Source organism: Nocardia sp. NRRL WC-3656, assembly GCF_000720265.1.
GTDB lineage: Bacteria > Actinomycetota > Actinomycetes > Mycobacteriales > Mycobacteriaceae > Nocardia > Nocardia nova.
Map to the genome: position 1 here is coordinate 74768 of NZ_JOJF01000022.1, position 23315 is coordinate 98082.

Sequence of the window (23315 nt, forward strand, 5' to 3'; positions counted from 1 at the left end):
GGCGCAGGTCGGAGAGTATCTGCGCGTCAGCCTCCGCTGTGCATCACATCGGCGGCCGCGGGCACGGTGGGATCCTCGGGATCGTCGAGCCAGCCCTCCGGCAGCACCACCTTCGCCGCAGGTGAGCCCTGTCGCCCGCGCGGTCCCTGCGCATCCGTGGGGAACGGCACATCCGGCGGCAGCTGGTCGATCAGCTCGCGCAACTGGGCCAGGCTGCCCACGGTCGCGAAGCTGCGGCGCAGCTGCGAACCGAGCGGGAAGCCCATGAAGTACCAGGCCATATGTTTGCGGATATCACGCATGGCCTTGTCCTCGCCGTCGTGGTCGACGAGCAGCGTCGCGTGCCGGTACAGGATCTCGCCGACCCGGCCAAGTCGCGGTCCCTCCGGAATCGGCTCCCCGCGCAGCGCGGCGCTCAGCTCGGCGAACAGCCACGGTCTGCCCAGGCAGCCGCGTCCGACGACCACACCGTCACAACCGGTTTCGGCGATCATCGCGAGTGCGTCTGCGGCGCTGAAGATATCGCCGTTGCCGAGTACCGGAATCGTGGTGACGGCTTCCTTGAGCCGCGCGATGGCCGACCAGTCGGCCGTGCCGGAATACAGCTGCGCGGCGGTACGGGCGTGCAGCGACACCGCGGCGGCGCCCTCGGCCTCGGCGATGCGCCCGGTGTCGAGATAGGTCTGATGGTCGTCGTCGATGCCGATGCGGAATTTGAATGTCACCGGGACACCGGCGGGTTCGGCCGCCGCGACCATCTCCCGCACGATCTCGGCGAACAGCCGCCGCTTGTAGGGCAGCGCCGCACCCCCGCCGAGCCGGGTGACCTTCTTCACGGGACAGCCGAGGTTCATATCGATGTGGTCGGCCCACCCCTCGCCGACGATGATGCGCACCGCCTCGCCGAGCGTCTTCGGGTCCACGCCGTAGAGCTGCATCGAGCGGGGATGTTCGTCCTCGTCGAAGGCCATCATGTGCAGCGTCTTCTCGTGCCGCTCGACCACCGCGCGGGCGGTGATCATCTCGCAGACGTAGATCGAGGTGCGGCTGCCGAATTCGCGGCACAGCTTGCGGAACGCGACATTGGTGATCCCGGCCATCGGCGCGAGCACCACCGGCGGATCGACGGGGTAGGGGCCGATTCGCAATCCGGTTCTGGTGTCGAGTGCCGCGGTCACGAGTTCCAGTGTCCCATCCGAATGACAGTGCGAGAGATCACAGGGGTGCCCTGTGCGTGCGACGGGACCGGTGCCGTGCGGCACCGGTCCCGGTCGTAGTCGTGCGGTGAGCTCAGCTCGCCGCGGTGAGGTCGCGTTCGCGCTTGGCGGCCTCGCGGGCCAGCATGCGGTCGCGCTGCTCCTCGAACTTCAGGACGTCCTTGCCCAGCTGGTCGAGGAACAGGCCGAGCCGCTCGCGGGTCGCCTCGCCGCGCGCGGTGAAGTCGTCGCGCTCGAAGATGCGCCACTTCTTCAGCACCGGCTGGACGACCTCTTCGAGGTGCTGGCGCAGGTCGTAGATGCCGTGCTTGGCCATCAGCACACCGTTGCGGCGGAAGTTCGGCATTCCGGCGCCGGGCATCTGGAAGTTCTCGAGGATCAGGGTGATCGCGTCGAGGGCCTGGTCGGGCGTCAGATCCAGCGCCGCACCGCACATGTTGCGGTAGAAGATCATGTGCAGGTTCTCGTCGGCGGCGACGCGCTGCAGCATGCGGTCGGCGATCGCGTCGTCGCACACCTTGCCGGTGTTGCGGTGGCTGACGCGGGTGGCCAGCTCCTGGAAGGTCACGTAGGCGACCGAGTGCAGGAAGCCGGCGTCGGCCTCGGCGGGGGAGGCGAAGCCGTTGGTCATGTGGACCATGCGGGCCTGTTCCAGCGCCACCGGGTCCACGCCGCGGGTGACCACGAGGTAGTCGCGCATCACGATGCCGTGGCGGTTCTCCTCGGCGGTCCAGCGACCGACCCAGGTTCCCCAGGCGCCGTCCTGGGAGAAGTTCTCGGCGATTTCGCGGTGGTAGGAGGGCAGATTGTCCTCGGTGAGGAGGTTGGTGATCATCGCGGCCTTCGCCACTTCACTGAGCTTCGACTGCTCCGGATCCCAGTCGACGCCGCCCAGCGCGGCGAAGTTGCGCCCCTCGTCCCACGGCACGTAGTCGTGCGGGTGCCATTCCTTGGCCATCGAAAGGTGCCGGTTGACGTTTTCTTCGGCAACCGGCTCCAACTCCGTCAGCAGCTCGAGTTGAGTCAGATCCCTTGCCATACATACGCCCTTCGGTGTTGTCCTGCGATATTGCTGGTCGCCCCCCTGCTGGCCGTGCCGCCGCCGCCCATACCTTACGGCACCGTAGGTGTGATGCGAAGCGCACCTGTATGAGTTCACAGCATCGGTGACGGAACTCATACGGGTGTTCGGCACATGCCCCAACCGGTGCGAGTGTAGGTGGGGGACCTGTGCGCCAACGGTGTATCGCCTGGGAGTCGTGAACGTTAGCCGAGCATCGGATTTCCGGGTCCCGGGTGCCCGCGCCGCTGGTCGCGGCACGAAACAGAGCCCGAGACGACGATGGGCCGGAACTCTCGCTCCGGCCCATCGGTGTGCCCCCACCAGGGCTCGAACCTGGGACCTGCGGATTAAAAGTCCGTAGCTCTACCAACTGAGCTATAGGGGCGCGGTCCGCAAGTCTAATGTTTCGCGCGCGGAAGTGGTAACCGGTATCCGTGTGACGCTGTAGCGGTGGGTATCTGCCCTGGTGGCGCGGCCCTCCGGGCGAAGTGGCGCTGCCGGGAGCGGGATCGCCGCCGGCGGGGCCCGGGGCGCCCTCCGAACGCCGGGCGGCGTCCGCCCGACCCGGTCCGGTGGACCTGTGCCCGGGCCCGCCGGCCCGGCGTTCCCGTATACCCGGCCGATTCTCGGGCAATCTCCTTGCTCAGCAATTTGTTTCAGCGCGGAAGTGTGGAAACATTGTCCAAACGTAGTGCGTGACAACATATTTGGTACGGGAGGTGATCGTGTCGGTGGATCCGCCCGGTGGCCGACCGCAGCGGCCGGGATGAGTCCCGGGTATCCACGGTGCCGGCCATGGTGGTGAACATTGCTGGGGCGCGCCGGAATTCGCATACGCGGGCGCTAACCGGGCATTTGCCACGAGCGGTCCCGGTTTCCGGTGAAGTGACTCCTCGGTACGTGGCGCGTCGTCTCGGGATTCGGGGTACGGTGATCGCTTGGTGAATTCCGGCGGAACCGGGAGATCTTCCGGCGGTTGGGATTCGGCCGAAGGTTGTTGTGCCGGCACATGTCGCGATCGGCCGGGCCGGTCGCGAGGTCGGAGGAGACGACGTCGCAGGAGGCGGATCCGAGACGAACAAAACGCCCGGGTGCGCACCCCCTGCGGCGCACCCGGACGTCGAAACTATACCAGCTGGTGTGTTTCAGGTATCCCTGCGAATTTTCGTACCAAAAGTCTGAAAACCGGGCGGTAGCCCGGAATTAAGTATTTGAAAATCTAATAACTTCTCGTCGAGGACCGTCCCCTATCGGTTCCTCCGGCGGCAAGCAGCTTCGGAGGCGTTTCGAGCATGGCACGGCAGCAAGAGCGGGCCCGCCGGACACGGGCGGCGATCATCAGGTCCGCCGCCGTTGAATTCGGGAAGAGCGGCTACGCCGCGGCATCGCTGAATCGCATATTGGAGGGATCGCGCGCGACCAAGGGCGCGATGTACTTCCATTTCGATTCCAAGGAGGATCTGGCCCGGGCGGTGCTGGACGCTGCCGTCGAACGATATCGGGCGACCACCGAAAGGTGGCTGGCCAGAACGGATCTCGAGCCGCTGGACATCATGCACGGGATGATCGACGAGGTCGCGCTGCGCCTGGAGAACGACATCATCGCCCAGGCGGAGTTCCGGCTCGTGATCGAACCCGAGTTCTATCAGGACGCGCGGGCGGGCGGCAGCCGGATCGTCAGCCGGTCGGCGCGACTGCTCGCGGTGCGTGCCGTCGACCGCAAGCAGCTGCGCCTGGACACCGACCCGGACCGATTCACCCGCACCCTGGCGGCCGCGCTGGCCGGTCAGCGCTACATCATCGATCTGCTCGGCGGCGGGGTCGATCTGCGCACCCGGTTCACCGAGGCGCTGGAGGTGATCATCGAGGCGATGGCGACTCAGGATTGGCTCGAGGAGTTCCGCCGGCACGGCTGGAAGGCCTCGGCACGCCTGGAAGATCTGAATCTGGGCCTCTGACCAGCCGATTTGGGAATAGCGCAAAGCCTGTCATAAGCTATGCGAGCTCCCAACGGAAGCCGTTGAGGTACGGACCGGAGAGATCCGGCGGGCCCCCTTCGTCTAGCGGCCTAGGACGCCGCCCTTTCAAGGCGGTAGCGCGGGTTCGAATCCCGTAGGGGGTACGGTGGCAACACCGTTGAGAGCATGCAAGGCCCTGTGGCGCAGTTGGTTAGCGCGCCGCCCTGTCACGGCGGAGGTCGCGGGTTCGAGTCCCGTCAGGGTCGCTTTGTTGTACGGCATTCGGTTCGGGTGCCCCGGCCAGGTAGCTCAGTTGGTACGAGCGTCCGCCTGAAAAGCGGAAGGTCGCCGGTTCGATCCCGGCCTTGGCCACTTCAATCCCCTCGACATATCACCTGGTCGGGGGGATTTTTCATGCCCAAGCGCAGTCCGGGTGGTTGTCCCTGATCGACCGCGAATCACCGTGTTTTGCCTATGCCTGTTGCACGTATGTCGCACGGGATCCTCAGGCGCGGACTTACGGAACCTCGACCGACGGGCGCGGATGCTGGTCGCCGGCGCCATCAATTTCGACAAGGAGTCGGGGGCGTCGGTTCGTCACTTCAGGGAATAGAGACCGTCTAGTATCCGAAAGTATGTTCGAGGATTGGCGGGACCCGTTCGACCCGCCTCTGCGACGAGTTGTGGATCCGCCAGCGCCGGTCCTCGTCGACCTCGCTACCGCTATACCCACCGGCGCCGACGGACCATTCGGTCGCAACCGGATCGCCATGCGAATCAAGGCTGGCGGCCTGGTTCTCACCGGCCAGACACTCGGGCGCTTGCGCGCGTGGGCACGCGCAACCGATGGAACATGGCTTGGGCTGGTCGAGTTCGTGCTGACTACGGGGAATCAGCAGGGAACGCTCCCGGTGAGGCAGTGGTGTCCAGCGAAGGCGCTGCGGTCGGCGGGGCGCTAATCGCGGTGCGTGCATACCTGTGCGGCAACGGTTTTCAGGGTCGTCGGTCTCGACGTTTGGTGAGTCCCAGCTATTGGTGGTGAGTGTGGACGGCGTGGGCTGACCAGGCGTTTCTCTCCTTAGACACGTTGGCGAGATTGGCGCCGCCTCGGTGATCACTCGACCTTCTCGATGCGAACGAAGATCACGGGGCATTTGCCCAATTGGGCAACTGTTGGTGCGACAAGGTGCCGCCTTGTCGTTCCTGACACGACCCCGGGCGACGCTACGTTGTGAGAGTACTGTCACGAATAGACACCCTCGGCCAGAGCAGCACCGACATCTCCACCGCGAGGAGAGATCGATCTCATGACCGACATCGATACCGGATCCAGAGCAGTGAACGACGCCAGGGATGGCCGCCATGCCCACTGACAGCGCCACCGAAACCGTGCGCCTGCACGCGCCGGTGGCGCGGGTGCTCGAGACCATCCGTGACCTGAAAAGTCAGCCGGAGTGGATTCCCGAGATCCTCGAAGCCGACGTGCTCGAGGTGGACGAGCAGACCGGCCTGCCGGTAACCGCCCGCTTCAAGGCGTCGGCAACGGTCGGCACCGATACCTACACGTTGACCTACCGGCATCGTGGCGACGGCATGAGCTGGTCGATGGTGGAAGGCCGCATGCAGACCGGTCAGGAGGGCCGGTACCAGCTCGAAGATGCCGGCCCGGACACCACCTCGGTCACGTACCAGTTGACCATCCACCACAACCTGCCGCTACCTGGCTTCATTCGCAAGCGGGTGATCAAAGGGCTGGTGAACAGCACTCTCAACGGGTTGCGGAAGCGAGTCGAAGCTTGAATCGGCGGACTGCCCCAGTCGCCGCGGTATAAACGCGTTGGCGGAAGACCTCATTCAGCTGCTGGGATGCGTCCCTACCGCCACCGAATTCACGCACAAGCTCGCGGTCGACGTCAAGCTGGTTCCGTGAGCTGGCGCTGGAGTGATCGGTTCTGGTTGTACTCCGGAAAGCGCAAGCCACCGGCTTGGATCGGTTGTTACTCATGCCTGTACGGCGGAGGTCAATCGCCCCCTCGGCAGGCTGCAGGGGCGGATGCCTGGGGGCGGATAACAGTCCGCACTGTGCCGTTTTTCTCACGCCTGAAAAGCGGAAGGTCGCCGGTTCGATCCCGGCCTTGGCCACTTCAATCCCCTCGACCTGTGGTCGGGGGGATTTTTTGTCTTCGACGGCCGTGAGCACCTCCGGATGAACGGGGCGCCCCGCGTAACCCTTTGCGCGCCGCTGCTCTCAACAGCTACCCGAACCGCTCGAACCAGCCGAGCCGCTCCACGTCGCACACCCGGCCGAACCGCTTCCACCAGGAGGGGGGAACGTCGGGAGAGGAGGAGGAAAGGTCGGGAGGGGAGGAGGGAAGGTCGGGAGGGGAGGGGGAAAGGTCGGGGAGGGAGCGGATGTCTGCGGCTGGCCGGGGGGTGCGGAGAACGCGAGTGTCAGCGCGATGAAGGACGCCGTGATCGCTGCGGCAGCGATCGACCCGATGCGGGTCGTACGGCGGGCCATCCACGGAGCTCGTCCCGATACGAGTTTCTTCATGCGATGTTCCTCCAGGTTGTGTGGAGCGACGCATACGCGGCCGGTAGCAAACCCCTCCCGACCCGACCGTGAGCCTGTAATAGCAGGTCAGGAGCGCAGCGGGTGACCGACTGTGGGTTCACAGCATACGTCCGGGTACGCGTCGTATCCGGTAGTGACAGCCCGGCGGGGCACCGGATCTTCTCGTCTCGGACCGGTCGCTGATCGCGACGAGACAGATTCCACATCCGCCATTGTTCCGGGAGGACGAATTTCGGGCGGAACGCCGGTCGGGGTGGGTGTTCGGGGCCTACCGTCCGTGGTGTGACGAAGGCGCACGACGGTGAGGTCGGTTCCGGCGAATATGTGGCCCGGATTGCCGCGCGGATGAACGAGCAGGTGACCGGGGTCAGCTCGCTCATCAAGGATGCGCTCGAACAGCTCATACCGGAGTTGCGGGGGGATGCGCGGACGGTGGAGTTGCTGGGGGCGAGTGTCGAGGGGAATGTCGACACGATTCTGCATGCGCTGCGGCACGGCATCGCGGTGGAGCGGATCACCGCGCCGACCGCCGCGCTGGAATACGCCCGGCGGCTCGCGCAGCACGGGGTGCCGGTGAACGCGCTGGTGCGGGCGTATCGGCTGGGACAGCGGCGGTTGACCGAGCTGGTCTTCGCGGAGCTGCACGCCATAGATATGGAGCCCACCACCCGGATCGCGGTGATCGAGGAGATCACCGACGTGCTGTTCGCTTACATCGACTGGATCTCACAGCAGGTCGTCGCGGTCTACGAGGAGGAACGCGAACGGTGGCTGGAGAACCGGAACAGCGTGCGCGCCATGCGAGTCCGCGAGATGCTGGCCCAGGACACGGCCGTCGACGTGGACGACGCCACCGCCGCGATCCGGTATCCGTTGCGCCGGCATCACGTGGCGATGGTGCTCTGGTACCCGGACGCCGACTCCGACAGCGACGATCTGGCCCGGTTGCAGCGGTTCGTCCGTGAACTGGCCGGTGCCGTCGATGCCGCCGCCGCTCCGCTGTTCGCCGCGGCCGACCGCACCAGTGGGTGGGTCTGGTTGCCGTTCACCTCGGATCCCGGCGATCCGGCCGAGCAGATTCGCCGGTTCGCCCTCGGCCGGCCCGATACTCCACACATCGCGATCGGGGCGGTGGGGGTGGGAGTCGACGGGTTCCGCCGGTCTCACCGCCAGGCCCAGCAGGCCCGCGCCGTGGCGGCACGACGCGGGCCCGAGGAGAAGATCGTGGCGTCCACCGATCCCGGATTGATGGCGGCCGCCCTACTCGGCGGGAATCCCGCCGCGGTCCGGGACTGGGTGGCCGACGTTCTCGGTCCACTGGCCACCGACACCGCGAGCGATGCGCGGCTGCGCGACACCCTGCGGGTGTTTCTCCGGACCGGGTCCAGTTACAAGGCGGCCGCGCAGGAACTGGATCTGCACTACAACTCGGTGAAATACCGGGTGGGCCGCGCCGTGTCGCGGCGTGGCCGGCCCATCGCCGACGACCGGCTCGACGTGGAACTCGCGCTGCTGGTGTGCCACTGGTACGGCAAGGCGGTCCTCACTCGCTGACCATCGAACGCGTTCCGAGGTCTCGGCGCGTGATCTTTGTCTCGCAGAGACAAGACTTCGGCAGTAATTCGTCCACGGACGACGGTGTGGTCCAGCTCACTGATTCCTAGCGTTGACGTATCCGTTCGACACCGAGGATTCAGGACCCGTCCATGCACCTTTCCGAGTTGCCCGACCTTCGAAGCCGCCACGATCCCGGCGCACCCTGTGTGGCCGACGATCAGGTCGAGTTGACCAACGCCGAATTCGCCGACGCGGTGCGGCGGGCCGCCACCGCGTTTGCCGCACAGGGAGTTTCGCCCGGTGATGTGGTCGCGGTGATGCTGCCGAACACCGTGACGCTGGTGGTATCCCTGTTCGCCGCATGGCGTCTGGGCGCCGCGGTGACGCCGATCAATCCGTCGCTTGTTCCGGCCGAGGTCGGCTTTCAGGGTGCCGACGCCGGCGCCAAAGTCCTGGTGACCGATCGGCCGATGGATATCGGGATCACCGTGCTCACCCCGGCCGAGCTCACCGCGACCCCGCCCACCGATACCACCGCCGAAATCCGCGACGACGCACTGGCCCTGCTGGTCTATACCAGCGGGACCACCGGGCGGCCCAAGGGCGTGATGCTCGACCACGCGAATCTGAACGCCATGTGCGCCATGGTGATCGGCGCCTTCGAACTCACGGCCGCCGACCACAGCCTGCTGATCCTGCCGCTGTTCCACGTCAACGGGATCGTGGTGAGCACCCTCGCCCCGCTGCTCGCCGGTGGGCGCACCACGATCGCGGGCCGGTTCGCCCCCGGCACGTTCTTCGCCCGGCTCGAGCGCAGTGGCGCCACCTACTTCTCGGCGGTGCCGACCATCTACACGATGCTGGCCGACCTGCCGCCGGAGGTCTCCTCCGATACCTCGGCGGTGCGTTTCGCGGTGTGTGGCGCGGCGCCGGCCAGTGCCGAACTGCTGACGAAGTTCGAAAGCCGCTACGGCATACCGATCGTCGAAGGCTACGGATTGTCCGAGGGCACCTGTGCGAGCGTCGTCAACCCGCTGCGTGGCCGCCGCAAGCCGGGCACGGTCGGTCTCCCGCTGCCCGGCCAGACCATCCGCATCGCCGACCCGGAAGGCACACCGGTCGCCGACGGCGCCGCGGGTGAGGTCCTGATCCAGGGCCCGAATGTCATGCGTGGCTACCTGAATCGGCCGGAGGACACGGCTCGCACAGTTGTCGACGGCTGGCTGCGCACCGGCGATATCGGCCGGATCGACGAGGACGGCTATCTCGTCCTGGTGGATCGCGCCAAGGACATGATCATCCGCGGCGGCGAGAACATCTATCCCAAGGAGATCGAGAGCGTCGTCTACCAGCTGCCCGAGGTCGCCGAGGCCGCGGTGGTCGGCCGGGCCAGCGAGCTCTACGGCGAGGAGCCCGTGCTGTTCCTCGCCCTGAATTCCGGCGCCACTCTCACCGCCGAACAGGTGCTCGCCCATACCCGGCGCAATTTGTCGAAATACAAACTGCCCGTGGCGATCACTTTCCTCGACGACCTGCCCAAGAACGCCGTCGGCAAACTCGACAAACCGTCGCTGCGCCGCGTGCCGACCGCCTGATCCGCCCCACGAGAAGGAGATATTCCGATGGGATTCACCAAGCCGGATCTGCCGGCCGTCGATCCGGACACATTCCTGCAGCAACCGCTGATGGAGCGCATGCGCATCCTCGGCGCCGACTGGGCCGAAAACGGCTTCGGCTCACCGAAAATGGTGCATTGCGTCTACATCCTCAAGCTGATCGTGCTCTATGCGATCGGCGGAATCACCGTGGCCACAATGACTTCCGGCCTACCGGCGTTCTGGCATGTCGCCGAATGGTGGAATCAGCCGATCGTCTATCAGAAGGCCGTCGTCTGGACGGTGCTGCTGGAGGTTCTCGGCCTCGCCGGTTCCTGGGGGCCGTTGGCCGGCAAGGTCAAACCGATGACCGGCGGCATCCTCTTCTGGGCCCGGCCCGGCACGATCCGGCAACGCCCGTGGGCGTGGATGCCCGGCACCGGCGGTAATCGCCGCACCTGGTTCGACGTCACCCTGTATCTGGCCCTGCTCGCGAGTTTGGTGATCGCGCTGATTCTGCCCGGCGCGCACAGTGATTCGCTCGCGGCGGTGCTGCCGGACAACACCTCCGGGCTCATCGCTCCCGCCGTGCTGACGGCGCCGATCGTGCTGCTGATCCTCAACGGCCTGCGCGACAAGGTCGTCTTCCTCGGCGCCCGCGGCGAGCAATATCTGCCGGCGTTGATCGCGTTCACGGTGTTCCCGTTCGTGAACATGATCGTCGCGTTGAAACTGCTGATCGTGGTCGTCTGGGTGTGCGCCGGCTTCTCCAAACTCGGCAAGCATTTCTCCAACGTGGTGCCGCCGATGGTGTCCAACAGCCCGTCGGTGCCGTTCAAATCGGTGAAACGCGCGCACTACAAGGATTTCCCGCGCGATATGCGTCCCTCCGGCCTCGCGCATTTCATGGCCCACGTCAACGGCACCTGCGTGGAGATGCTGGTTCCGCTGGTGCTGCTGTTCTCCACGAACAAGTGGGTGACCCTGGTCGCGGTGCTGATCATGGTGATCTTCCACCTCTTCATCGTGTCCACCTTCCCGCTGGCGGTGCCGCTGGAATGGAACGTGCTGTTCGCCTACGCCACCGTCTTCCTGTTCCTGGGCTTCCCCGCCTGGAACGGATACGCCGTGTGGAACATGTCGCCGGTGTGGCTGGTCGTTCCGGTGGTCGCCGCGCTGCTGTTCTTCCCGGTGCTCGGCAATCTGCGGCCCGACAAGGTCTCGTTCCTGCCGTCGATGCGGCAGTACGCGGGCAACTGGGCCTCGGCGGTGTGGACGTTCACCCCGGGCGCCGAGGAGAAGCTGAACCGGGTGACCCGCTCGGCCCGCAATCAGATCGATCAGTTCATCGAATTCGGTTACGAACCGCAGTGGGCGGAGATCACCTTGCAGAAGACTATTGCCTGGCGCACCCTGCACAGCCAGGGCCGCGGCCTGTTCTCGCTGCTGATCTCGCGGCTGCCCGATATCGATTCGCGCACGGTCCGGGAGGGGGAGTTTCTCTGCAACTCGATCGTGGGGTTCAATTTCGGTGACGGCCACTTCCACGACGAGGAGATGATCCGCGCGGTGCAGGACGAGGCTCGCTTCGAACCCGGCGAATGTGTGATCGCCTGGGTGGAGTCGGAGGCGTTCGGCAGCGGCGTGCAGCACTACAAGCTGATCGACGCCGCGCTGGGCGTGATCGAACGCGGCACCTGGAATGTCGCCGATGCCGTCGCCGAGCAGCCGTGGCTGCCGAACGGTCCGATTCCGTTGCGGCCCACCTGGGTTCGCCCGGTGCAGACCGAGCCCAGCCAGGACGATTTCGGAGTGGTGGCGTGACAACCGCACTGGTGGTCGGCGGCGGGCCCAACGGGCTCGCCGCCGCCGTCGCCCTCGCCTCCGAAGGTGTCGAGGTCACCGTGCTCGAGGCGGCCGAGCAGATCGGCGGCGGTACGCGCAGCAGCGAGGCCATCGTTCCCGGTCTGCTGCACGATCACTGCTCGGCTATCCACCCGATGGCCGTCGGGTCGCCGTTCCTCGCGGGCCTGGGGCTCGACCGCTACGGACTCATCTGGCGGTTGCCCGAGATCGACTGTGTGCATCCACTCGACGACGGCAGCGCCGGGGTGCTGTACCGCTCGGTCGAGCAGACCGCGGCCGGGCTCGGTCGCGACGGCTCGCGCTGGCGACTGGCATTCGACCGCCCGGTGCGCCGCTACGACGCGCTGAGCGAGGACATCATGCGCCCGCTGCTGCGCGTACCGCATCATCCGCTGACGTTGGCTCGCTTCGGGATGCCGACGCTGCTGCCCGGTTCGGCCTTCGCCCGGGTGTTCCGCACCGAGCAGGCGCGGGCACTGTTCGGAGGCGTTGCGGTCCATGCCTTCCGGCCGCTGCACCATCCGCTCACATCGGCCGTTGGCCTCGGCATCCTCACCGCCGGTCATCGGCACGGCTGGGCGGTGGCCGAAGGCGGATCACAGGCGATTGCGAATGCGCTGGCGGCACTGCTGGCGGAGCTGGGCGGAAAGATCGAGAACGGGGTGCGGGTCGAGTCGGCAGCACAGTTGCCACCGGCCGACATCACCATGTTCGATCTGGCGCCCGATGCCGTCGTTCGTATTCTCGGTGATCGGTTACCGCGACGAGTTCGGCACGCGTTCGCCCGTTTCCGGCGCGGGCCCGGGGCCTACAAGGTCGACTTCGCGGTCGCCGGTGGGGTGCCGTGGACCGCTCCGCACGCGCACCGGGCGGGGACCGTGCACCTCGGCGGGACCTACGCGGAGCTGGCCGCCGGTGAGCGCGAGATCCACGCGGGCCGGATGCCCGAGCGTCCCTTCGTGCTGGTCGGGCAGCAGTATCTGGCCGATCCACAGCGTTCGGCCGGTGACATTCACCCGGTGTGGAGTTACGCCCATGTGCCCAACGGCTATTCGGGCGATGCGACCGAGGCGATCATCGCGCAGATCGAGCGGTTCGCCCCCGGCTTCCGGGAGCGCATTGTGGGACAGGCGGTTCGCTCGACCACCGAGATGGCCGTCTACAACCCGAACTATGTCGGCGGCGACATCATGACCGGCGCCAAGGACATTCGCCAGCTGATGTTCGGACCGCGAACCACGTTGTCCCCCTACAGCCTCGGCGTTCGCGGCATGTACATCTGCTCGGCAGCGACCCCGCCCGGACCGGGCGCCCACGGCATGTGCGGCGCCAATGCCGCCCGGCTCGCGGTGGCCGAACTGGTGAACCGGTAGGCGAGCCGCTCCGGCGGCTCGGAAAACATGCGCCGTCTTCACTTCAAGACGTTGACCGCCCGCGCGATGACCAGTGCCGCGGTGATCAGTGACAACGCGGATTCGGCCATCATCAGCGTCTTGGCCCAGCGCGTCATCGGCATCACATCGGTGGGGCTGAACGCGGTGGCATTGGTGAACGACAGGTAGAGGTAGTCGAGGAATTCCGGCTCCCAGTCGGCAGGGGAGAGCTCGGGATTCTGCATCTGGACGAACAGGAAATCGGGTAGTTGTTCGCGGGCGTGTGCCCGTGCGGCCGGGCCGCCGCGATCGAGTTCCCAGAACCAGAGCGCGAATACGGTGACATTGGTCAGCCAGATCGCCGCGCCGGATCCGAGCAGGACCGGCGGATCGTTGCTGAGCGTGCCGTTGATCAGGCCGGCCACCAGCCGGAACACCGACCAGGCGGTGGCGATGCCGAGCAGCGCCGACAACCCCAGGCTGCACCAACGCAGCCAGATCTCCTCACGGTCCAAGCGCACCGGGCTACTCGCCACCAGCACGATCAGCAGCACGGTTTCCAGCATCGGCAGCAGCCAGACCGGGCGCAGCTGAAAGTGATCGGGTAGCAGCACTTGCAGGACGATGATGCCCACCATCGCGGCGGTTGCCGCCCAGCGTGATTCGCCGGCCGTGCGGCGTGCCCACGCCGGAACGTCGTCGGTGTCGTTCTCGGAACCGCTCACCCGTGCAGTATTGCCCGCGCCGCGACCTGGCGGCAGCATGGCACGCGCTCGGGTCGCTACCGGGAAGACATCGTAGAAACCCACGGCGCGCAGGGTCGGCAGCACCCCCGATGACGACCCGAGGTCCGGTCATGCCGCTCGTTTCCGCGGCGGCAGGGGAACGAATACCGAAACTCTGTGCATCACATCCCGATACGCCGGCCGTCGCTGCAGGCTGCGCTGTTCCATCATCGGAATGCTGACGCCCACGAACATCGCCACCATGGTCACCACCCCCGCGAGAACCCACCAGCTGCCCGGGGCGGCCGCGAGTCCGAACAGGCCGAACGAGAGCCAGACGCCGCACTCGCCGAAATAGTTCGGATGCCGCGACCACGCCCACACCCCGCGGTCCATGACCTGGCCAGGCGATGTGGTGGCGGCGAAGCGATGCATCTGCAGGTCGGCGACGGTTTCCAAGGTAACCGCACCCGCACCGATCACGACGGCGACGATGTCGAGCGCACCGAACGGTTCGCCGGCGCGCGTCGCCACCACGTACACCGGAATCAGCCCGGCGAAAACCTGCAGCGTAGGAAAGACGTGGATTCCGAACAGATCCGCGACGAAGGCGAACCTGCCCGCTCGTTCGCGCACCATCGGATAGCGCCAATCCTCATGGTGCATACCGGGAAAGGTCGTCACCCAGTTGGCGGTGAGCCGCACCGCCCACACCAGCATGACGGCCATCATCAGCCACCAGCGGGTCGTATTCGACGGCTCGTCGCTGCGAATCCACCAGTAGAAGGCCAGCAGCGGCGGGATCACGCTCCAGTACGGGTCGTAGAAACTGGAATTCTGGTAGATCCGGCTGAATACGAAGACCACAACCGTGGCGATCAAGTCGGCGATCAGGCCGTTCAACCACAGCTGCCCGGTATCCGGACCCCACAGCAGCCAGGCGAGCCCCACGACGACGGCTACGACATAGGCCAGCGTGACTCGAACCAGGGCGCCCACTCTGCTCATGAGCGCACTCTAGGCATTGCGCGGCCGAGCGGAGCCGGATTCGGACGACAGCCGCAGCTGCGCCGAATCGACGCCGCACGAGAAATTCGCCCTAGCGGGAAACGAATCGATCCAAGCGGCGCCCGGTTTCCTCGGTGTGGATCAGTGCCCCGATTTCGGTGCGCTCCAAGCCGTACCCGTCTCCGGTGCCCGCCGCATCGATACACCGTTTGGCGGCGGTGTAGGCATCCGCGGGAAGATCGGCCAGGCGTTCGGCGAGCGTCATCGCCGTGGCCGCCGCATCGTCGACGGCCCAGTGCACGAGGCCGAGCCGTTCGGCCCTCGTCGCGTCGATCAGCTCCGCGCCGAGAATCAGCCGGTATGCGGTGGCCGGTCCGACCAGGCGGGTAAGCCGCTGAGTGCCACCGGCTCCCGGCAGCAAACCGATTCCGACCTCGGGCAACCCGATCTTGGCGGTCGCGCGCGCGACCCGGAAATCGCAGGCGAGGGCGAGTTCGAATCCGCCGCCGGTGGCCGCACCGCCGATCTCGGCGATCGTGGGTTTTCCCAGCGCCGCCAGGGCCGCGAACGCATTCTGCAGCAGCAGACAGAACTTCTCCAGCCGCACGCCCCGGTCGGGCAGTTCCCGCCAGGAATCCATCATGGCGATATCGGCACCCGCGCAGAACACCTTCGCCGCACTGCGCACCACGACCGCACGCACCGCCGGATCGGCGCCGAATTCGGCTACCGCGGTGGCGAATTCACCGGCCTGCCCCTCGTCGAAGGCATTGACCGGCGGGCGGTCGAGGGTGAGGACGCCGACGGCGCCGGTACGAGACAGCGTGACCGACACGATATTTCACTCCATGAGATGTCGATAGCGCTCGGCGACTCCGGGGGCGAGCACGGTGGGCAGCACGAAACGCACCTGTGCCCGGATGTACTGCTCGACGGTGTAGCGCGGCGCGAAATGCCAATGTTTGAGGGCCCAGGCGTGGGCGAGCATCATCAGGTTGAAGACGACGAGGTCCGGATCGAGGTCGTTCATCAGACCCGCCGCGATACCCGCCTCGACGGCGGCCCGCAGCGGGGCGGAGGTTTCGACCTCGAGCTCCTTGATCCGTTCCCGGCCCTCCGGATCGAGGGTCCGGCTCTCCCGGTAGGTCAGGACCACGGCGTCGAGGTTCTCGTCGACGATTTCCACGTAGTGCCGGAAACCGGCGACGAGCCGCTCCACCGGATCGTCGCCGACCGCGTCCATGGCCGGAGCCAATTCGTCCCGGAAGGCGTCGAGAATATCGACGATCGCCGCGAGCAGCAGGTCTTCCTTACCGCCGAAATACTTGTAGATGAGTCCGACGCTCACATCGGCCTGATCCGCGAGCGCCTGCATCGACATCTGATGAAAGCCCGTGGTCTGCATGACGGCGACGGCCGCGTTGAGGAGTTGGCGCCGGCGCGAGCTGGTTCGCACCGCGCGCACCGCCTCCTCGAGTTCCATCGGTGCGGATCGCTTCGCCATCGGGCATACCCTTCCGTATCTGCGCAGTCGAATGAACGACGGTTCACTCAACTCTAGAGTGGTCCACCGAAAATCAGATGCCCAGCTCCTTCGCGATGATCGTCTTCATGATCTCGGTGGTGCCGCCGTAGATGCTCTGGATACGCGCGTCGACGAAGGCCCGCGAGACCGCGTATTCGCGCATATAGCCGTAGCCGCCGTGCAACTGCAGGCAGCGGTCGGCCACTCGCATCTGTAATTCGGTGGTCCACCATTTCAGCCGGGCGGCGCGGGCCGCGGTGAGGCCGCCGGAAATGTGCTCGGCGAGGCAGTCGTCGAGGAAGGTCCGAGCGATATCGAGTTCGGTCGCCAATTCCGCCAGCACGAATTGCGTGTTCTGGAAGCTCGCGATCGAGGTGCCGAAGGCCTTGCGTTCACGCACGTAGTCCAGGGTGTGCGCGAGCACTCCCTCGGCCGCCGCGACCGCGCCGACCGAGAGCGACAGCCGCTCCTGCGGCAGATTCCGCACCAGCTGATAGAAGCCCTCGCCCTCCGCGCCGAGCCGATTCGCCTCCGGCACCCGCATCTCGGTGAAGGTGAGTTCGCTGGTGTCCTGGGCGTGCAGGCCGATCTTCTCCAGGTTGCGGCCGCGGCCGAATCCCGGTGTGTCGGCCTCGACGACCAGCAGCGTCAGCCCCTTGTGCTTGTCCTCGCCGGTGCGGACCGCGACCACGAACAGATCGCCGTTCTGCCCGTTCGAGATGAAGGTCTTGCTGCCGTCGACCACGTAGTACTCGCCGTCGCGTACGGCGGTGGTGCGAATGCCGGTGAGATCGCTGCCCGTACCCGGTTCGGTCATGGCGATCCCCAGGACGGTCTCACCGGTGACGACGCCGGGCAGCCAGCGGGCCTTCTGCTCCTCGTCGGTGAGATCGGTCAGATAGGGCAGCACCACATCGTTCTGCAGGGAGAACGCGATACCCGCCGCGGCCGCACCCGCCCGCGTGATCTCCTCGATCACGATGGCGTGGTAGCGGAAATCCTCGACTCCCGGCCCGCCGAAACGCTCCGGGACCGGGAAGCCGAGCAGTCCCAGCTTGCCCGCCTCGGTGAACAGCGATCGGTCCAGCCGGCCGGCGTGTTCCCAGTCCTCGTGGGCGGGCGCGACCGTCTGCCGGACGAAATCGCGGACCACGGAACGGAATTGGCGGTGTTCGGAGTCGTACTCCAGTCGTGCGTTCATGGGACCTCTTGTCAGCGGAAGGCGTTCTGGCCGGTGAAGGCCTGGCCGAGCACGAGTTGATGCATCTCCGGCGTCCCCTCGTAGGTGAGGACGGATTCGAGATTCACCATGTGCCGGATGATCGGATATTCGAGCGAAATACCGTTGCCGCCCAGGATGGTTCGCGCGGTGCGGCAGATCTCGATCGCCTCGCGGGTGTTGTTGAGTTTGCCGAAGCTCACCTGTTCGGGACGCAGTCCCACCGAATCCTTGAGCCGGCCCAGATGCAGCGAAAGCAGTTGGCCCTTGTGCAGTTCGACGGCCATATCGGTGAGTTTGGCCTGGGTCAGCTGAAATCCGGCGATCGGACGTCCGAACTGATTGCGCTGCATCGAATAATCGCGAGCCGCCTGCCAGGCCGAGCGCGCCGCGCCCATCGAACCCCAGATGATGCCGTAGCGCGCCTCGGACAGACTCGACAGCGGCGCCTTCACGCCGCGGCCCTCGGGCATCATCGCCTCGGCGGGCAGGCGCACGTCGTCGAGAACCAGTTCGCTGGTGATCGAGGCGCGCAGCGACAGTTTGTGTTTGATGGTGTGTGCGCTGAATCCCTGGGTGTCGGTGGGGACGATGAAACCGCGGATGCCCTCGTCGGTGTTGGCCCACACCACCGCGACATCGGCGATCGAGCCGTTGGTGATCCACATCTTGCGTCCGTTGAGAATCCAGTCGTCACCGTCGCGCTTGGCGCGGGTCTGCATGGCCGCCGGATCGCTTCCCACATCCGGTTCGGTGAGGCCGAAGCAGCCGATGATCTCGCCCGTAGCCATACCCGGCAACCACCGCTGCTTCTGTTCCTCCGAACCGTTGTTCCAGATGGAGAACATGGCCAGCGAGCCCTGGACCGAGACCAGCGAGCGGATACCGGAATCGCAGGCCTCGAGTTCCAGGCAGGCCAGGCCGTAGTGCACGGCCGAGGCGCCGCTGCATCCGTAACCCTCGAGATGCATGCCGAGTACACCGAGCCTGCCGAATTCGCGGGCCAGATCGCGCGCGCCGGGCAGATCGCCCGCTTCGAACCAGTCGGCGATGTGCGGGGTGATGTGCTCGGCGCAGAAGCCGCGCACGCTGTCGCGCACGGCCCGTTCGTCCTCGGACAGCAGCGAATCGATGGCCAGCGGGTCGAGTGCGTCGAAGGCGGGGGGACGTTTCGCGCTCATGCGTTTTCCTTGTCCGGATAGGTGAACAGGCCGGCCGCGGCATCGTCGCGGGCCTGCTCGGTGAGTTTGTAATGCAATTTCTTGCCGGTGGCCGACACCGGCAGCGAATCCACGAAGCGGTAGGCGCGCGGGCGTTTGAATGCCGAGAGCATGGGATGGGTGCGGCAGTGCCGGTCCAGCTCGGCCACGCCCACTCCGGGCTCGGCGGCGACCACATAGGCCACCACCACCTGCCCCCAGCGCTCGTCGGGAATGCCCACCACCAGGCAATCGTCTACGCCGGGATGTTCGTTGAGGGCCTCCTCGACCTGGACGGGATGGACGTTCTCGCCGCCGGACAGCAGCATGTCGTCCTTACGTCCGACGATGGTGACGAATTCCTGCTCGTCCCAGGTGGCGAGGTCACCGATATACAACCAGCCGCGATGGAACTTGCGGGCCTCCTGATCGGGCGAGTCGACGTAGGCATTGGCGCCCTTCGGTGAGCGGACGATGACCTCGCCCACTTCCGTGCCGTCCTTGGCGACGGTCTCCTCCGGCTCGGCCAGCCGGTCGTCGAGTACCCGCACCACCGCCACATCGTCGTCGATGCACGCGCGCCCGGCGGTTCCGGCCATGGCCGGCAGATCGGACGGGCGCAGGAAGGTGTTCCAGAATCCCTCGGTACTGCCGTATCCGTTGAAGATGTTGGGATTCAACACCTTCTGATAGCGCAGCGCCGCCTCGCGTTCCAGCGGAGCGCCCATCGTCACGATGCCGCGCAGGCTCGACAGGTCGCGGCGCCGGGCCTCCTGTGCATGGGCGAGCATGGCCAGATTGGTCGGCGCGCCGATGAGGAAGGTCAGGCCGTAGCGCTGCACGTGATCCAGGGTGGTGTCGGCGTCGAAGGCGCGCATCGGTACCAGGGACGAGCCCAGATAGAACGTGGGATTCGGTCCGGCGCAATACAATCCGCCGCGATGGAACCACGGGGTCATGTTCAGCGTCTTGTCCTCGGGCGACATCGGGAAATGCATGATGACGTCGTGTGCGCTGAAGATCTCCACCAGGCTGTTGAGCGGCACGCCCTTCGGCATCCCGGTGGTGCCGGAGGTGTACAGGCGGGTGGTCTCGTCCCACACCGTGCGATCCGGCTGGAGCGACCGCGCCGTCGCCGCGACCAGGTCGTCGAAGCGGACCGCGCCGGGTAGCGGCTCACCCGGCCCCACCGCCACCAGGAGGCCGGGCCGGAACTCGCTGCGCTCCAACGCGTCTCGCACCATCGGCGTGAGGTCGGTGTCGTAGACGAAGACCCGCGGACGGTTCGAAACGAGGATGTAGGACGTCTCACCGGCGGCAAGGCGGAAGTTCATCGGCGAGCCGACCGCTCCGGCGGCCTGCGTCGCCAGATAGAGCTCGGCGAACTCGACCCCGTTGAACAGCTGATATGCCACGACGTCACCCGGCTCGACACCGGCGTCGGCGAGGCCGGTGGCCAGCCGGTCGACGCGGTCGCCCAGTTCGGCGTAGGTGACGGTCGTCCCGGTCGCCGGATCCTCGATCGCCGGGTGGTGGGCGTAGCGGTGGACGTTGCGCCGGAAACCGTTGAGGTAGGTGAAATCGTGTTCGAAGTACTGCCGGTAGGCATGGGCGTCGTACATCTGGTCCTCCGAAGTCGGCGCGGCGCTCAGCCGGCCATGGTGAGTCCGCCGCTGACGCTGAGCACCTGACCGGTGATGAACGACGCGTCGGAGGAGGCGAAGAACAGAGCCGGGGCGGCGACCTCCTCCGGCCGGGCGAGGCGGCGGAACGGAATCGCCTTGATCAGCGCCTCTTTCAGCTTCTCGTCCTGGGCCTGGAACAGCGGGGTGTCGGTCGGTCCGGGGCAGACGCAGTTGACGGTGATCGAGTAGCGGGCCATCTCGCGCGCCAGCGATTTGGTCAGGGCGATCACTCCGCCCTTGGCGCCGGCGTAGATGGTTTCCCCGGAGCTGCCGACGCGCCCGGCGTCGCTGGCCAGGTTGACCACCCGACCGCCGCCGGCCTCCACCATGCCCGGCAGGAACGCGCTGCACATGTGCACCGGCCCCAGGTAGTTGATCGCGACCACCTTCTGCGCGAATTCCGGTGTGGCGTTGAGGAATTTGTCGGTGCGGTCCCAGCCGGCGGCATTGACCAGGATGTTCGGCACCCCGACCTCGGCGTGCACCCGATCGCGCAGGGCCTGCACCTGCGCGGCGTCGGCGATGTCGACCTGCATGGCGAAGATGCGGTCGGACTGCTGTTCGGCGGTGCGCTTGGCGGCGTCGAGATCCAGATCGGCGGCCACGACCCGGTCGCCGCGGGCGGCCAGGGCCAGGGTGATCGCCCGGCCGATACCCGAACCGGCCCCGGTGACTACCGCAATGGTGTTGTCGCTCATCGTGTTCGGCTCCTCAGTTACCGGTGACCGCGCGGGCGGAGGGGAAGTTGGGGGCGCGCTTCTCGCGCAGGGCGGTATAGCCCTCGGTGACATCCGGGCCCATGAAGCAGAGCATTTCGTAGGCGGCGGACTGGTCGAAGATGGGACCGGCCTGCTTGAGCCAGTTGTTGAGCGCCTTCTTCGTCCACCGGATGGCCAGCTGGGAACCGCCGGCGAGCTTGCCCGCGACCGCGAGCGCGTCGTCGAGCACCTGTTCGCGCGGCACCGCGCTGGTGACCATGCCGATGCGCTCGGCCTCGGCGCCGACGACCATCTCGCCGGTCAGCAGGTAGTACTTGGCCTTGGCCATACCGGACAGCAGCGGCCACAGGATCGCCGCGTGATCGCCCGCGGCCACGCCGAGCTTCACGTGCCCGTCGCCCAGTTTGGCGTCCTCGGCGCAGATCGAGATATCGGAGAGCAGCGCCACCACCAGCCCGGCGCCGACCGCGACGCCGTTGATCGCGGCGACGACCGGCTTCTCGCAGTTGATCATGTTGTAGACCAGGTCGCTCATCTCCTGCAGCATGTTCGCCACCCGCTCGTGGTTACCGGCCATGCGCTCGACCATCGCCAGGTCACCGCCCGCGGAGAACGCTTTGCCGGCGCCGGTGATGACCGCGACCCGGGTTTCGGGATCGGCGGAGACATCCGTCCAGACCCGGGCCAGCTCGGCGTGCATCTGCTCGTCGGCGGCGTTGTATTTCTCCGGCCGGTCGATGGTGATCAGCAGGACGCCGTCGTCCAGGCGTTTGAACGTGAGCTGGGAGTAGGTCGAGAAATCCATTGCGCTTCCTTCTGCTCCGACGAGTCGGCGAGCGGACCACCGCCGAATGAGTGAACTAACATTTGTTGTGAATGAACGTACATTCACTACGCGAGTGTGTCAAGGGACACACCCGTCGGCGGATGCCCGCCGGGCGGCCCGACGTGCGGATTCACCGGTTGCCTGACAGGGCGGGCGCCGGGTGCGACGATGATCGGCATGGGCGATTCCGACGATCAGTGGTACTACTGCCTCAAGCATCACCGCGCCGAACAGAGCAAGCGGTGCTGGTTCGCCGACCGGATGGGGCCGTATCCGGACCGTGCCACCGCCGAGCGGGCGCTCGAGATCGTGCGCGAACGCAATGCCCGCGAGGATGCCCGCGACGGGAGAGACTGAGCCGCTCGTGCCCTCTCAGGTGGGTGGGCTACGGTTCTCCAGAGCACGTCGTGCCCGGATCCGGGCGCGCGCAGTCAGGTCGAATCGAGTGGAGGGCGACTTGTGAAGGTGACCGTGGTGGTGCCGACCTACAACGAGCGGGAGAACCTGCCGGTGGCGGTGGAGCGGCTGACCGCACTACCGGTCGCCGATCTGCACGTTCTGGTGGTCGACGACAACTCCCCGGACGGTACCGGTGAGGTCGCGGACAAACTGGCCGCCGAGCTGCCGTCCGTGGTGGGTGTGCTGCACCGGACCGAGAAGGACGGCCTCGGCCGTGCCTACATCGCCGGCATCACCGCGGCGCTCGACCAGGGCGCCGACGTGGTCATCCAGATGGACGCCGACCTCTCCCACCCGGCCGAGGTGATTCCGGCCATGTTGGAGAAGCTCGAGACCTCCGATGCCGGTGTGGTCCTGGGATCACGCTACGTCGAGGGCGGCTCGACCGCGGCGGAGTGGAAGTGGTATCGCAAAGCCCTGTCGGCCTGGGCGAACTTCTACGTCAACGCGATCCTGCGGCTCGGCGTCAAGGACGCGACCGCCGGATTCAAGGCGTGGAAGGCGGAGACGCTGCGGGCCATCGATGTGGCCTCGATCCACAGCAACGGTTATTCGTTCCAGGTCGAGATGAACTACCGCACGATCAAGCAGGGTATTTCGATCGCCGAGGTGCCGATCCGCTTCGAGGAGCGCACCAAGGGCGCGTCGAAGATGAGCCTGAAGGTGCAGCTGGAATCGGCCCTGATGCCGTGGAAGCTGCTGTTCGGCCGTCGCGTCTAGCGGCTGGGGCGTTAGGGGGCTGGGGG

At 66.4% G+C, this 23315-nt stretch carries 19 protein-coding genes and 4 tRNA genes; 11 read left to right on the forward strand and 12 right to left on the reverse strand.

What is annotated here, in order from left to right; genetic code table 11:
* Window positions 1–26: 26 nt before the first annotated feature.
* The 3 genes from dusB to IG65_RS0125335 form a co-directional block, all read right to left on the reverse strand.
* Entirely contained in the window at window positions 27–1148 is a 1122-nt protein-coding gene (gene dusB / locus IG65_RS0125325; protein ID WP_197039913.1) for a tRNA dihydrouridine synthase DusB, read from the reverse strand.
* Between the two features lie 142 nt (window positions 1149–1290).
* Window positions 1291–2256, reverse strand: coding sequence for an acyl-ACP desaturase (locus IG65_RS0125330; protein ID WP_030517457.1), 966 nt, complete (start codon window positions 2254–2256; stop codon window positions 1291–1293).
* Between the two features lie 336 nt (window positions 2257–2592).
* Window positions 2593–2665 (reverse strand) — tRNA-Lys (locus IG65_RS0125335).
* Window positions 2666–3572: 907 nt separating this feature from the next.
* Here IG65_RS0125335 and IG65_RS0125340 point away from each other — a divergent pair.
* From IG65_RS0125340 to IG65_RS0125390, 9 genes are all read left to right on the forward strand, one after another.
* A complete protein-coding gene (locus IG65_RS0125340; protein ID WP_030517458.1) occupies window positions 3573–4238 on the forward strand; it encodes a TetR/AcrR family transcriptional regulator in 666 nt (221 codons plus the stop codon).
* A gap of 91 nt (window positions 4239–4329) precedes the next feature.
* Window positions 4330–4402, forward strand: a tRNA-Glu gene (locus IG65_RS0125345).
* 28 nt (window positions 4403–4430) lie between these two features.
* A tRNA-Asp gene (locus IG65_RS0125350) sits at window positions 4431–4504 on the forward strand.
* 32 nt (window positions 4505–4536) lie between these two features.
* Window positions 4537–4610: transfer RNA gene (locus IG65_RS0125355), tRNA-Phe, on the forward strand.
* 981 nt (window positions 4611–5591) lie between these two features.
* Entirely contained in the window at window positions 5592–6038 is a 447-nt protein-coding gene (locus tag IG65_RS0125365; RefSeq protein WP_231509412.1) for an SRPBCC family protein, read from the forward strand.
* Between the two features lie 1057 nt (window positions 6039–7095).
* Complete coding sequence (locus tag IG65_RS0125375) at window positions 7096–8367, forward strand: CdaR family transcriptional regulator (protein WP_030517461.1); 1272 nt, start codon at window positions 7096–7098, stop codon at window positions 8365–8367.
* A gap of 152 nt (window positions 8368–8519) precedes the next feature.
* Window positions 8520–9965, forward strand: a complete 1446-nt coding sequence (locus tag IG65_RS0125380; RefSeq protein ID WP_030517462.1) for a class I adenylate-forming enzyme family protein — start codon at window positions 8520–8522, stop codon at window positions 9963–9965.
* Between the two features lie 27 nt (window positions 9966–9992).
* Window positions 9993–11789 carry a DUF3556 domain-containing protein gene (locus IG65_RS0125385; protein ID WP_036525658.1) on the forward strand — a complete coding sequence of 599 codons (1797 nt, stop codon included), beginning with the start codon at window positions 9993–9995 and terminating at the stop codon, window positions 11787–11789.
* The gene (locus IG65_RS0125390; RefSeq protein ID WP_030517464.1) at window positions 11786–13204 is read left to right on the forward strand and encodes an NAD(P)/FAD-dependent oxidoreductase; all 1419 of its coding nucleotides are present in this window, start codon (window positions 11786–11788) and stop codon (window positions 13202–13204) included. Before IG65_RS0125385 ends, IG65_RS0125390 begins: the two co-directional genes overlap by 4 nt.
* Before the next feature lie 38 nt (window positions 13205–13242).
* Here IG65_RS0125390 and IG65_RS0125395 read toward each other — a convergent pair whose 3' ends face one another.
* The 9 genes from IG65_RS0125395 to IG65_RS0125435 all read right to left on the reverse strand — a co-directional run bounded on the left by IG65_RS0125395 (window position 13243) and on the right by IG65_RS0125435 (window position 22089).
* Window positions 13243–13929 (reverse strand): DUF1345 domain-containing protein, encoded by a 687-nt coding sequence (locus tag IG65_RS0125395; protein ID WP_030517465.1) that lies wholly within the window; start codon window positions 13927–13929, stop codon window positions 13243–13245.
* A gap of 129 nt (window positions 13930–14058) precedes the next feature.
* A complete protein-coding gene (locus tag IG65_RS0125400; RefSeq protein ID WP_030517466.1) occupies window positions 14059–14937 on the reverse strand; it encodes a DUF1295 domain-containing protein in 879 nt (292 codons plus the stop codon).
* 91 nt (window positions 14938–15028) lie between these two features.
* Window positions 15029–15772: an enoyl-CoA hydratase/isomerase family protein gene (locus IG65_RS0125405; RefSeq protein ID WP_030517467.1), complete on the reverse strand. Its 744-nt coding sequence runs from the start codon at window positions 15770–15772 to the stop codon at window positions 15029–15031.
* Window positions 15773–15778: 6 nt separating this feature from the next.
* Window positions 15779–16441: a TetR/AcrR family transcriptional regulator gene (locus IG65_RS0125410; protein ID WP_030517468.1), complete on the reverse strand. Its 663-nt coding sequence runs from the start codon at window positions 16439–16441 to the stop codon at window positions 15779–15781.
* Window positions 16442–16514: 73 nt separating this feature from the next.
* On the reverse strand, window positions 16515–17663 hold the full coding sequence (locus tag IG65_RS0125415; RefSeq protein ID WP_030517469.1) for an acyl-CoA dehydrogenase family protein: 1149 nt from the start codon (window positions 17661–17663) through the stop codon (window positions 16515–16517).
* An 11-nt stretch (window positions 17664–17674) separates the two neighbouring features.
* Window positions 17675–18862, reverse strand: coding sequence for an acyl-CoA dehydrogenase (locus IG65_RS0125420; protein WP_030517470.1), 1188 nt, complete (start codon window positions 18860–18862; stop codon window positions 17675–17677).
* Window positions 18859–20502, reverse strand: coding sequence for a class I adenylate-forming enzyme family protein (locus tag IG65_RS0125425; RefSeq protein ID WP_030517471.1), 1644 nt, complete (start codon window positions 20500–20502; stop codon window positions 18859–18861). The genes IG65_RS0125420 and IG65_RS0125425 overlap by 4 nt, the downstream gene beginning before the upstream one ends.
* A gap of 26 nt (window positions 20503–20528) precedes the next feature.
* Window positions 20529–21263 (reverse strand): SDR family NAD(P)-dependent oxidoreductase, encoded by a 735-nt coding sequence (locus IG65_RS0125430; protein ID WP_030517472.1) that lies wholly within the window; start codon window positions 21261–21263, stop codon window positions 20529–20531.
* Window positions 21264–21276: 13 nt separating this feature from the next.
* The gene (locus IG65_RS0125435) at window positions 21277–22089 is read right to left on the reverse strand and encodes an enoyl-CoA hydratase/isomerase family protein (RefSeq protein WP_030517473.1); all 813 of its coding nucleotides are present in this window, start codon (window positions 22087–22089) and stop codon (window positions 21277–21279) included.
* A 198-nt stretch (window positions 22090–22287) separates the two neighbouring features.
* On the opposite strand from IG65_RS0125435, the gene IG65_RS0125440 reads away from it, so the two are divergent.
* Window positions 22288–22467: a hypothetical protein gene (locus tag IG65_RS0125440; protein WP_030517474.1), complete on the forward strand. Its 180-nt coding sequence runs from the start codon at window positions 22288–22290 to the stop codon at window positions 22465–22467.
* Between the two features lie 120 nt (window positions 22468–22587).
* Window positions 22588–23289: a polyprenol monophosphomannose synthase gene (locus IG65_RS0125445; protein WP_036525684.1), complete on the forward strand. Its 702-nt coding sequence runs from the start codon at window positions 22588–22590 to the stop codon at window positions 23287–23289.
* Window positions 23290–23315: the final 26 nt, after the last annotated feature.